This is a genomic window from Flavobacterium sp. WC2416 (genome assembly GCF_041200095.1).
Taxonomy (GTDB): Bacteria; Bacteroidota; Bacteroidia; order Flavobacteriales; family Flavobacteriaceae; genus Flavobacterium.
Window position 1 is genome coordinate 176,321 of sequence record NZ_CP165626.1, and the last position, 12,179, is coordinate 188,499.

Sequence of the window (12,179 nt, forward strand, 5' to 3'; positions counted from 1 at the left end):
CTTTACATAACATTAATTCAAGTAAATCATGAAAAAAACGCCTGTAGTTTTAATCGCAATTCTGATTTCAGTACTTTTATTTAACTGCAAATCGGGAAAAAGAAAACAAGATTTCTCTAGTGTTACAAAAAAATATTTTGATGATAAAAATGCATTAGATCCATTAAACGCCACTCAAAATGGGCAAAATGAGTATAATGATCAGCTCGTATTTGAGATGACTGATAGTTATCGAAAATCCCAATTGGCATTTTTCAATAAATACGAAACAACATTAGATTCTGTCGATGTAAAAGACTTATCCGCAGAAGAAATGAATAGTTACGAAATCATTAAATGGGAGGTAGAAATTGGAAAAAAATTATTGGATCAACCTACCAATTTAATGCCCATTCACCAGTTTTGGGGAACACACTTGACCATGGGACAATATGCAGGAGGCACAAGTGGACAACCTTTTAAAACAGAAAAAGACTATACTAACTTCTTAAAAAGAATGAACTTATATAGTGTTTGGATAGACTCAGCAATGGTTTACATGAAAAAGGGGATTGAAAAAGGAACTGTTTTACCTAAATCCTTAACGGAGAAAGTAATTCCGCAATTTGCCGAAATGGCGACTCCCAACATTGAAGATAATTTATTCTATTCTTCCATAAAAATAATGCCGGCAACTTTTTCTGAAGAAACCCAAAAGGATTTTACAGCAAAATACACTGCAATAATTAATGAAAAATTAATTCCGCAGTATAAAAAAATGGCTGATTTTCTTAAAAACGAATACTTACCTGCCTCACGAACTACAAGCGGAATAGGTAGTTTGCCTTTTGGAAAAGAATTGTATGCTATCTATGTAAAGCAATGGACCACAACCGAAATGACTCCTGAGGAAATTCATGAATTAGGACTTAAAGAAGTAGCTCGTATTAATGCTGAAATGGAAAAGGTAAAAACCCAAGTAGGATTTAAAGGAACTTTACCAGAATTTTTTGAGTATGTAAGAAACAAACCAGAATTAAAACCTTTCAAAAAACCAGAGGAAATCATCGCTAATTTTGAAAGAATATATAGCATCATCAAACCAAATGTAGACAAGTTGTTTTCGCTACAACCCAAAACAAAATTTGAAATTAGAAGAACCGAAGCATTTAGAGAAAAAACAGCTAGTGCAGAATACATGCAAGGAACTGCTGATGGTTCTCGCCCTGGAATTTTTTATGTTCCCATCCCAGATGTAAAAGAATACAATATGTATGGTGATGAAGACTTGTTTTTGCATGAAGCAATTCCTGGACATCATTTCCAAATTTCATTACAACAAGAAAATGCTAGCCTTCCTGATTTTAGAAAATTCAATTGGTTTGGTGCCTATGGAGAAGGTTGGGCGTTGTATACAGAAAGCCTAGGAAAAGAATTGGGATTATACACTGATCCGTATCAGTATTTTGGGAATTTAGGAAACGAAATGCACAGAGCAGTTCGATTAGTAGTTGATACTGGATTACATAGTAAAGGTTGGTCTAGAGAACAAGCAATCAAATATTCTCTAGAAAATGAAGCCGAAAGCGAAGCGAGTATTACTACCGAAATAGAACGCTATATGGCTATTCCTGGACAAGCTTTGTCTTACAAAATTGGGCAGATGAAAATCATAGAATTACGCAAAAGAGCTCAAGATAAAATGAGCGACAAATTTGACATTAAAAAATTCCACGAAAAAGTTTTAGAATCAGGTGTTATGCCATTAGCTTTATTAGAGAAAAAAATTGATGCATGGATAGCTGAAAAATAGCTTTAATTCACATATTAAAAAGAATACCAAAAAAGTCTCATTGAAATTAAACAACGAGACTTTTTTTTGTATAAATAATAAATAGAAATTTTAATTTATAGTAATTTTATCGGCCATTATAGAAACAAAAAATGATAATGAGTGAAAAAAACTCTTTAAAAGAAATTGCTGAATTATTTTTAAAATTAGGTGTAATTGGTTTTGGAGGTCCTGCAGCTCATATTGCCATGATGCGACAAGAAGTGGTAATAAAAAAAAAGTGGCTGACTGAACAACACTTCTTAGACCTTATAGGAGCAACCAGTTTAATTCCTGGTCCCAACAGCACCGAAATGGCTATTCATATTGGTCGTGAAAGAGGTGGCACAAAAGGATTACTTGTTGCTGGAATATGTTTCATTTTGCCCGCAGTGCTTATCACTGGATTTTTTGCCTATTTATACAAAGAATACGGACAACAACCCGAAGCCCAAGCCTTTTTATATGGAATCAAACCAGCGATTATTGCTATAATTCTAGCAGCTATCTATCCTTTAACTAAGAAATCAGTAAAAACGAAAGAACTGGCTCTCATTGGAATCCTAACATTGGTTTTATCGCTATTGAAAATTAATGAAATCTACTTACTTTTTGGAGCTGGATTAGTAGCTTTGTTGTATTCTAAAATCAAAAGTCCACAAACATTCAACATAATTCCGCTTACATTATTTCAAGTCACAAAAACGACCATAGTAACAGCAACCAACTGGAATCTATTTTTGATATTTTTAAAAATTGGGGCTCTCTTATACGGAAGTGGCTATGTTCTTTTTGCTTTTCTAGATACCGAATTAGTTTCAACTGGCATTATATCAAGAGCAATCTTAGTAGACGCCATAGCAATTGGTCAATTTACGCCTGGACCCGTTTTTTCATCAGTTACTTTCATTGGATATCAAATTAATGGTTTTGTAGGCGCTGCTATAGCAACAATAGCCATCTTTATTCCCTCCTTCTTATTTGTAGCTTTGTTAAACCCATTGGTTAAAAAACTTCGGGCTTCACCTTCCATTTCTATTTTTCTTGATGCAGTTAATGTTGCTTCTGTTGCTATTATTGTAGCAATCTGTTGGCAAATGGGCAGCGATTCCATTTTAGACTGGCGCACCTTACTTATCGCCATAACCAGCGTTATAGTAACATTTGGCTTTCCGAAAGTCAATAGTGCCTTTATTGTAATTTATGGCGCACTAGCGGGATATTTATTATTGTTTATGGGGTAAACGAGGATGCATTCATCATAAAGAGTCAAAAACTCAAATATCAACCCCTTTATTCAAAAGTATTTAACAAAAAAAAGCTTCTCGATTGAGAAGCTTTTTTGGTGCGGATAATAGGACTCGAACCTACACGCCTTGCGGCACCAGATCCTAAGTCTGGCATGTCTACCAATTTCACCATATCCGCGTAATTGTGGGTGCAAATATAATCATATCTTCCAACATTCAAAGTAATTTTTTAAAAAAATTTTTTATTCAATTTTTTGTACTTTTGAGACTCAATAAAAAACACATAAATGGAAAATATAAAGGCATACGTTCAAGAAAATAAAGATCGTTTTATCAACGAATTAATTGAATTGCTAAAAATACCATCTGTAAGTGCTGACTCCGCCTACTCGCAAGATGTAATAGACACTTCAGAAGCAGTAAAACTAAGTTTGGAAAAAGCAGGTTGCGATAAAGTCGAAATTTGTGAAACAGATGGCTATCCAATTGTATATGGTGAAAAAACAATTGACCCTGCATTGCCAACTATCTTAGTGTACGGACATTACGATGTTCAACCAGCAGATCCAATTGAATTATGGACCTCGCCTCCATTCGAGCCCGTTATAAAAACGACCGATATTCATCCTGAAGGAGCCATTTTTGCACGTGGTGCTTGTGATGATAAAGGTCAAATGTACATGCACGTAAAAGCTTTTGAATACATGATTCAAAACAACAACTTGCCATGTAACGTGAAATTCATGATTGAAGGCGAAGAAGAAGTAGGTAGTGTAAACCTAAAAACATTTGTAGAAAACAATACCGAGAAACTAAAAAACGACGTCATTCTTATTTCTGATACAGGAATGATTTCTAATCAACAACCTTCTATCACCACTGGACTTCGTGGTTTAAGCTATGTCGAAGTAGAAATTACAGGGCCAAACCGCGATTTACATTCTGGACTTTATGGAGGTGCCGTTGCAAATCCAATTAATATTTTGGCCAAAATGATTGCGTCCCTTCATGACGAAAACAATCACATTACTATTCCAGGATTTTATGACAATGTAGAAGGGTTGTCACTAGAAGAAAGAGCTGAGATGGCCAAAGCGCCTTTTAGCTTAGAAGATTATAAAAAAGCACTAGACCTAAATGACGTTTATGGTGAAAAAGGATACACAACAAATGAAAGAAATTCCATTCGTCCTACGCTTGACGTAAACGGAATCTGGGGTGGTTATACAGGAGAAGGTGCAAAAACCGTTATCGCAAGCAAGGCTTTTGCCAAAATCTCTATGCGATTAGTTCCTAATCAAGACTGGGAACAAATCACAGAATTGTTTACCAAGCATTTCATTAGCATTGCTCCTGCTGGCGTTACCGTAAAGGTAAAACCGCATCATGGAGGTCAAGGATACGTAACACCTATTGACAGCATAGGTTATAAAGCAGCAAATATGGCTTATACCGAAACTTTTGGAATTCCTGCCATTCCCGTTCGTTCAGGAGGAAGTATTCCTATCGTTGCCTTATTTGAAAAAGAATTAAAAAGCAAAACCATCTTGATGGGATTTGGTTTAGACAGCGATGCCATTCACTCTCCTAACGAGCATTTTGGGATTTTCAATTACTTAAAAGGGATTGAAACTATTCCGTTATTTTACAAATATTTCGTGGAGCTTAGCAAATAAATTATATTTCAATAAACACACAATCCGTTCAGAAATGAGCGGATTTTTTTTTGGGCGTTCCCCGCCGAAAAAAGCGGGTCAGGCTTTCCGCTGCAATCTTTTTATTTTATGAAAAATAAAATAAAAAGGATTTTCTCTTCAATCCTTAACGCAAAAATAAAACTTTATATTTTAGATAAAAAAATCTATCATATAAACAATAAATCCGTTTCTATTCGAAACGGATTTATCTAACTAAAAATCTAAAAAACTAAAAACTAAAAAACGGCATCGGGTTTATACCCAAAATAAGGCATGGTTTGCTCTTTGAAAACAACACCATATTCTTCTAATTCTTTTAAAATAGGTAAATACACTTCTTTATTTATAGGTAACTGCACACCTGGAGTAGTTATTTTTCCATTCAATATCTGTAAAGTTGCCATAGCCACAGGCAAACCTACTGTTTTAGACATGGCAGTATACGTTTGATCATCTCCAATACATACCATTTTGGAGTCAATTTGTTGTTTTACTCCATTCAATTCATACCCAAATTTATGGTACATCACAATCATGTCTTTATCTTGAGGTTGAAGCGTCCAGCTATCACTTAATATTTTTTCCAAAATCTGGGCAGGAGTAGCATTTTTAAGACCTACAATTTTTTTGTCATTGAATAAATCCAACTCCAATAATTTATCCCACATAATATCATCTTGATCTATTTTTAAAATTAAACGGGTTTTAATTTCAACAGAATCCGTGGGATGATAAGGCAAAAATGCATTGACAAATTGACGATAGCTCATTGTTTCTGAATTTTCCAAAACATAACTATCATCCGTCATTCCCAGCTGCACAAACATATTCCATGCTTTTGAAAAACCTACTTTACGTATCGTTCCTCTATACAATGTAAGTACATCATCTAGTCCATAAACAGATCGGTATTTTAAGGAGTCTCTATTTGAATACGCTTCAAACCGACCGTAGCCTTCTACTTCCAAAAACTCCGTTCTTCGAAATAAATTACAATACGGTATATATTTATAAGCACCTTCTTGAATAAATTTAGCCGCACCACCTTGTCCAGCCAAAACCACATTACGAGGTGCCCAAGTAAATTTATAATTCCAACGATTCGTATCTGATTCTGGTGCTACTAAGCCACCACAAAAAGACTCAAACAATAACATTTTACCACCACGTTCTTTAATTTCATCAATCACTTTCATGGCGCTCATGTGGTCTATCCCAGGGTCAAGACCAATTTCATTCATAAAAATAAGATTATTTTCTTTGGCTGCAGCATCCAATTCCTGCATGGCATCACTAACATAAGAAGCGGTAACCAAACTCTTTTTACATAGAATACAATCTCTAGCCACTTCTATATGTAAATGAGCAGGTAACATCGAAATTACTATATCTGCTTTTTCTATGGCCTCTTTCCTTTGACTAGCATTAAAAATGTCCAAAGCAATTGCCGTAGCATTAGGATGATTATTCGTTTTCTTTTGTGCTAAATCCAACGCTATATCACCAATGACAAGATGCAAGTTTTCTTTCTCGGATTTATTTAAAAGATATTGTATCAATGAAGATGCCGATCTACCTGCACCAATAATTAAAATTTGTCTCATGATTATAAAAATATAACACAAACATACGAAAATGTTGTATTTATAACAAACACTTATTGCGTAAAAAATTAAAATAAAATACATAAAAAAGTATCCGAAAATTTCTTTTAGTTTGGCGATTTATGAAATACTTTTACATAAAATTTAAAAATAATGAATAAAAAAATAATTTCAACGGGAGCCCTTTTGGGTATGATAGCAATTATATTAGGTGCTTTCGGCGCTCATGCCCTAAAAAAAATACTATCAGCAGATCATCTTATCACTTTTGAAACCGGTGTACGCTATCAAATGTACCACGCCCTATTTTTAATCTTAATTGGGACCCTAATTGAACTAAGCGAAAAAACCAAAAGAATAATTTACAATTTGGTGATTTCTGGCGTTGTTTTATTCTCAGGATCCATTTATTTATTAGCTACAAACGAACTTACTCCTTTTGATTTTAAAAGTATTGGTTTCATAACTCCCATCGGCGGACTCCTATTAATACTGGGCTGGGGTGTCTTATTAATGAATATTATCAATAAAAAATCATAAAATTAAGATAATCAAATCGTATCTTAAATATATGTTCTACTTTTGCAAATAATAAATTAAACTACACAATACATAATTTTATGAATAATAACACACCGTTTACGCAATCGATTTCGCTAAAAAACTTAGGAATCGAAAACGCAAAGATTCATTATCAATTATCAGCCAACGAATTACATGAAATGACCTTAGCTTTAGGCCAAGGAATTGAAAATTCAACAGGAGCTTTAGCCATTAACACTGGAGAATTTACAGGACGCTCTCCTGAAGACCGATTTATTGTAAAAGACAGCATCACTGAGAATCAAGTTTGGTGGGGAAAAGTCAACATCCCTTTTGAGCCAACTGCGTTTGATGCTTTGTATAAAAAGGTCACAACGTATTTATCTAACAAGGAAGTTTTTGTAAGAGATTCTTATGTATGTGCAGACCCCAATTACCGTTTAAATGTAAGAGTAGTTACTGAAACACCTTGGGCCAATTTATTTTGCTACAACATGTTTTTAAGACCTGAAGAGCAAGAGTTAGAAAATTTTAAACTAGAATGGACCGTAATATGTGTTCCTGAATTTATGGCTGATCCAGCTACTGATGGAACTCGTCAAAGTAATTTTGCGATTTTAAATTTCACAAAAAAAATAGTACTTATAGGAGGAACTGGATATACTGGAGAAATGAAAAAAGGTATTTTCTCCGCATTGAATTTCATTCTCCCTGTAGATAAAAACACATTACCTATGCACTGTAGTGCTAACGTAGGTGATAATGGCGACACCGCTATTTTCTTTGGTTTATCTGGGACAGGTAAAACTACGTTATCTGCAGATCCAAAAAGAAAATTAATTGGGGATGATGAACACGGTTGGACTAGCGAAAACACAGTTTTCAATTTTGAAGGAGGTTGCTATGCCAAAGTAGTCAACTTATCCGAAGAAAATGAACCTGATATTTTTAGAGCCATTCGTAAAGGGGCTATCTTAGAAAATGTGGTTTTCAAAGAAGGAACAAATGAAGTTGATTACAAAGATGTTTCCATCACTCCTAATACAAGAGTAAGTTACCCTATTTATCATATTGATAATATCCAACCAGGATCAATAGGTAAAAATCCTAAAAACATCTTCTTCTTAACAGCGGATTCTTTTGGAATCTTACCTCCTATTTCAAGATTAACACCAGGACAGGCTGCATACCATTTTATCTCTGGATATACTGCTAAAGTAGCTGGAACCGAAGCTGGTGTAACGGAACCTCAGCCTAATTTTTCGGCTTGTTTTGGAGCGCCTTTTATGCCTTTGCATCCTACTAAATATGCAGAAATGTTAAGTAAGAAAATACAAGATGCTAATGTGAAAGTATGGTTAATCAATACTGGCTGGACAGGTGGCGCATACGGAACTGGTAGCCGCATGAAACTGAAATATACTCGCGAGATGATTACTGCCGCTCTTAATGGAGAACTAGACGCAGTCGATTATAGAAATCATGTTGTTTTTGGAATTGCAATTCCTCAATCTTGCCCTAATGTGCCTAGCGAAATATTAAACCCTAGAAACACATGGGAAGACAAAGATTTATACGATAAAAAAGCAATTGAATTGGGACAAAAATTCAAAGCTAATTTTGCCAAATTTGAAGAATTTGCCAATGCCGAAATTATGGCTGGCGCACCCCAAATATAAGTTAATTTTTAATTCAAAATTAAAAAGAGCTGTTCTTAGGAACGGCTCTTTTTTGTTTTACAAAAGTCCCTAACCAAAAACTAATCAGTGAATTATACCAAAATAGTTTTTTTGGCGTTACATTTGCAGTCATCAATCAATCAAATTAATCAATCATGTTAAAACAATTTTTTATTGTTTGCTCTGGGGCAGACAAAAACATCCTAGAAGGATGCTCAGAAGGAGAACAAACCAAATATGTAGGTATTGGTGCTACTGTTTTCTTTACAGCCGTAATGGCATTTATTGCAAGTACTTATGCTTTATTTACTGTTTTTGACAATGTATATCCTGCACTAATTTTTGGATTAGTCTGGAGCTTACTAATCTTCAACCTGGATCGTTTTATTGTTTCTACTATTCGAAAAAGAGACAAAATAGGCAGTGAATTTCTTCAAGCGACACCTCGAATTATTCTGGCGATTATCATTGCGATTGTAATATCTAAACCTTTAGAAATTAAAATATTTGAAAAAGAAATCAATACCGTTTTATTGAAAGAGAAAAATGCTATGGCACTTGAAAATAAAAAAGAAGTAGCTAATTACTTTAAATCGGATTTAGACAAAAACAAATCAGAAATCGAACGTTTAAAATTAGAAATAAACAACAAAGAAAAAGAAGTTAACAGCTATTACGAAACTTACATTGCAGAAGCCGAAGGAACTGCTGGAACTAAAAAACTAGGTAAAGGCCCCGTTTTTAAAGAGAAGATTGCCAAACACGATCTAGCAAAAAAAGAATTAGATACTTTGCAAAAAAACAATATGGCCAAAATTGCTGTATTAGATAAAACTACCAAAACACTTCAAACTGATTTAGATAAAAAAGTTACCGAAACCCAACCCATTATTGATGGATTTGATGGTTTAATGGCCCGAATTAATGCTTTGGATAAACTACCTTGGATTCCTTCTTTCTTTATCATGTTATTATTTCTAGCTATCGAGACCTCTCCTATTATTGCTAAACTACTCTCACCAAAAGGAGAATATGATTTTAAACTAGAAGATTTAGAAACGGCACTAAAAGCTACCTTAGAACAAGACAAATACCAACGCAGTCTGTTGGTTAAAACAAGCGCATCCATGCATGACAAAGTATATGAAGATATTGCTCAGGATAAAAATCTCTATAATTTACAGCGAAAAAACACAACTGATTTATTAGAATTACAATCTAATAACTTTGTAGAAAAGCAAAAACGCACTTTATAACAAAACAAAACCCGACAATTTAAAAGTTGTCGGGTTTCGTTTTTATTTCCATTTTAAGAACATTACATATGACTTAAAATTTCTTTTTTATAGTTATCATATTCGCCTTGAAGAATCAAACCATTATCTAAAAGTTTTTTGTAATTCTGTAGTTTTTCAAACAACTCATCTTGTGACAACTCACTTAAGGTTTTGTCTTTTGAAGTTTCATTATAATGTTGATTGTCGGTACTGAAATCAGGTTGAGAAACGGGAATTATTTCAGCATAATTAGTCACCTCTTCTGTTTCCATTTCTTCAATTTCTTCCACTACTTCAACAGGTTGCGCTTCAAGAATTTCTTCCGCAACACCACTAGTATTTATAGTATTCCCTGTTTTTATAAGGTCCATTTGCTCTTTGGCAAAAGTATATAATTTTCTAGCCTGTGTTTTTGGGATATAATCGATTGAAATAGTCAATTCACTTTTGGTCGAAAATGAAAATTCAGAACCTAAAATATTTTCTTTCACAAAAGCGGCAGCCACATCTTCCCAGTCATAATCAATAAAATCCATAGACAATCCTAGATTTTTAGGTTTGCATAAAATAATTCGCTTATCGGTTAAAACGATACTATCTGGAAACACCGTAATAGCTGGTTTTTTTTGAACACCTATATACCCTATTTCTTCATTTTTCATCAATAAGTCATTCAGCTTTGAAGTGATTTTTTCGATAGCTTTAGGATCTTGTTCCTCGTTTAAAAATTTCTTGATTTGTTCTTTCATTTTAAGCTGAATTTATTTCCAATTTGTTCTTGGATATTGAATGTATTTCATCATCCAGAAAATCCAATGCAAAAGTAATACCTAATTCTATATTTCCGTAATTTCATTCAGGAATTTCTTCGTTAAAGTTATGTAAACCAAACATTTTAAATAAAAAAAGAAAGGTTGTACTATTTAAAGCACAACCTCTTTGAAATAACCCTAAAATATATGTAATCTAATTTTTAATTATAATAAAAAGCAATTTGACCAATTTGACCTACAATTTTAAACGAATCTTTAAACGAAAGTTTAGAACCATCCATATGTACCCATCTATTTAAAGGCTGTTCACATATTAAATCTATTGCTCCTTGTTTCCCGTAAATCTTTTTCATTCTCATGAAAATTTCTACATCAAACAACCATTTAGTCAAGAACTTTTTTTGGAATGTTTTTTCAACAATCTCTTTGTGCATGATTTTAGCACCACATTGTGTGTCTTTAAAATCCATTCCTAACGTTTTTCTAATAATAAAATTAATCCCCTGACTAATAATTTTTCTAGCCGATTCTTTTGCGATATCAGCTCCCATTCTGTTGATACGAGAACCACTAACTATTTTATATTTAGAATTTGAAATTGTATTCACTAACTCTTGGAAATCATCAAAATTTGTCGACAAATCTGCATCAAGAAATCCAATGTAGTTGTATTGACTGTCTTTTGCCAAATGCAACATCCCCAATCTAACTGCTTCGGCTTTTCCACCATTTTTTTCACAATTATAAATACTTATTCTGTCCTCATTTCCTTTACATAATTCTTGTAACACTCCAAGCGTATTGTCCTTACTTCCATCATTTACAAAACACAAATGGTATCCTAAATTAGAATGAACAAATTTCTTAAATTCTTCACTTGATAATCTTTCTTCTTCATTGTAACATGGAATTACAACACCTATACAGTTGTTTTGAATCAACCTATTGCTATTATCAACAGCTACAACATTATTTGATCCAATTAATCTTTTTACTCTTGCTCCAATTTCGTTTAAGCTTAATGGTTTTTTCATATAATCTGAAACTCCCAATTCAAACCCTTTTAAAATAACCTCTTCATCATTATTTCCAGATAAAATCATAACTGGTGTGTCGTGTTTTTTTACTTGTTTAATGTATTTCACAATTTCCAATCCTGATGCTTTATCGTTCACACTAAAAGGCTGATTCGTATCTATTGAATTAGTTAAAACAGGCATGTTAATATCTGCAATTACAAGATTCGGTTGAAATTCATCATAGGCAATGATTGCATTAAAAACGTTATTAGCACTTTTAACTTCATATCCTAAATCTGTTAGACATTTGCTTAAAGAAAGGATAACTAATTCTTGATCGTCGATTACTAATATTTTCATGGTGTTGTGTTTTTCATTGTTATTTCTATACAAATATATTTCGAAACCCTTGTTTATTTTTATAAATTAGACCAGTGGAGGTGAATGGTACGACGAATGGATAAATGATGTAGATATTATAAATTCTACTGTGTATTGTTTATTTCCTATATTTACAATTATGATAC

Annotated in this window: 9 protein-coding genes and 1 tRNA gene; 6 read left to right on the forward strand and 4 right to left on the reverse strand. The window is 33.3% G+C overall.

All coding sequences use genetic code 11. From position 1 onward, the window contains the following. The first annotated feature begins 28 nt into the window (after nt 1-28). Entirely contained in the window at nt 29-1,792 is a 1,764-nt protein-coding gene (locus AB3G39_RS00740) for a DUF885 family protein (RefSeq protein WP_369765789.1), read from the forward strand. A 137-nt stretch (nt 1,793-1,929) separates the two neighbouring features. Continuing rightward, the gene (gene chrA / locus AB3G39_RS00745) at nt 1,930-3,054 is read left to right on the forward strand and encodes a chromate efflux transporter (protein ID WP_369765790.1); all 1,125 of its coding nucleotides are present in this window, start codon (nt 1,930-1,932) and stop codon (nt 3,052-3,054) included. A 99-nt stretch (nt 3,055-3,153) separates the two neighbouring features. Here the strand turns inward: chrA and AB3G39_RS00750 are convergent. Then, nucleotides 3,154-3,238: transfer RNA gene (locus AB3G39_RS00750), tRNA-Leu, on the reverse strand. Nucleotides 3,239-3,347: 109 nt separating this feature from the next. On the opposite strand from AB3G39_RS00750, the gene AB3G39_RS00755 reads away from it, so the two are divergent. Continuing rightward, a complete protein-coding gene (locus AB3G39_RS00755; protein ID WP_367773211.1) occupies nt 3,348-4,736 on the forward strand; it encodes a dipeptidase in 1,389 nt (462 codons plus the stop codon). A gap of 257 nt (nt 4,737-4,993) precedes the next feature. Here the strand turns inward: AB3G39_RS00755 and AB3G39_RS00760 are convergent, their stop codons facing one another. Next, a complete protein-coding gene (locus tag AB3G39_RS00760) occupies nt 4,994-6,361 on the reverse strand; it encodes a saccharopine dehydrogenase family protein (protein WP_367773208.1) in 1,368 nt (455 codons plus the stop codon). Nucleotides 6,362-6,514: 153 nt separating this feature from the next. On the opposite strand from AB3G39_RS00760, the gene AB3G39_RS00765 reads away from it, so the two are divergent. The 3 genes from AB3G39_RS00765 (at nt 6,515) to AB3G39_RS00775 (ending at nt 9,839) form a co-directional block, all read left to right on the forward strand. Next, on the forward strand, nt 6,515-6,901 hold the full coding sequence (locus AB3G39_RS00765; protein ID WP_367773206.1) for a DUF423 domain-containing protein: 387 nt from the start codon (nt 6,515-6,517) through the stop codon (nt 6,899-6,901). An 80-nt stretch (nt 6,902-6,981) separates the two neighbouring features. Beyond that, complete coding sequence (pckA, locus tag AB3G39_RS00770; protein ID WP_367773204.1) at nt 6,982-8,583, forward strand: phosphoenolpyruvate carboxykinase (ATP); 1,602 nt, start codon at nt 6,982-6,984, stop codon at nt 8,581-8,583. A gap of 155 nt (nt 8,584-8,738) precedes the next feature. Further along, complete coding sequence (locus AB3G39_RS00775) at nt 8,739-9,839, forward strand: DUF4407 domain-containing protein (protein WP_369765791.1); 1,101 nt, start codon at nt 8,739-8,741, stop codon at nt 9,837-9,839. A 62-nt stretch (nt 9,840-9,901) separates the two neighbouring features. Here the strand turns inward: AB3G39_RS00775 and AB3G39_RS00780 are convergent, their stop codons facing one another. Further along, a complete protein-coding gene (locus tag AB3G39_RS00780) occupies nt 9,902-10,609 on the reverse strand; it encodes a PH domain-containing protein (protein ID WP_369765792.1) in 708 nt (235 codons plus the stop codon). A gap of 224 nt (nt 10,610-10,833) precedes the next feature. Next, a complete protein-coding gene (locus AB3G39_RS00785; protein ID WP_367773199.1) occupies nt 10,834-12,012 on the reverse strand; it encodes a glycosyltransferase in 1,179 nt (392 codons plus the stop codon). Between the last annotated feature and the right edge of the window lie 167 nt (nt 12,013-12,179).

Bases quoted from the DNA above. Each gene is read 5' to 3' on its own strand.
- AB3G39_RS00740 (WP_369765789.1), top strand. From the start codon at position 29: ATGAAAAAAACGCCTGTAGTTTTAATCGCAATTCTGATTTCAGTACTT.
- chrA (WP_369765790.1), top strand. From the start codon at position 1,930: ATGAGTGAAAAAAACTCTTTAAAAGAAATTGCTGAATTATTTTTAAAA.
- AB3G39_RS00755 (WP_367773211.1), top strand. From the start codon at position 3,348: ATGGAAAATATAAAGGCATACGTTCAAGAAAATAAAGATCGTTTTATC.
- AB3G39_RS00760 (WP_367773208.1), bottom strand. From the start codon at position 6,361: ATGAGACAAATTTTAATTATTGGTGCAGGTAGATCGGCATCTTCATTG.
- AB3G39_RS00765 (WP_367773206.1), top strand. From the start codon at position 6,515: ATGAATAAAAAAATAATTTCAACGGGAGCCCTTTTGGGTATGATAGCA.
- pckA (WP_367773204.1), top strand. From the start codon at position 6,982: ATGAATAATAACACACCGTTTACGCAATCGATTTCGCTAAAAAACTTA.
- AB3G39_RS00775 (WP_369765791.1), top strand. From the start codon at position 8,739: ATGTTAAAACAATTTTTTATTGTTTGCTCTGGGGCAGACAAAAACATC.
- AB3G39_RS00780 (WP_369765792.1), bottom strand. From the start codon at position 10,609: ATGAAAGAACAAATCAAGAAATTTTTAAACGAGGAACAAGATCCTAAA.
- AB3G39_RS00785 (WP_367773199.1), bottom strand. From the start codon at position 12,012: ATGAAAATATTAGTAATCGACGATCAAGAATTAGTTATCCTTTCTTTA.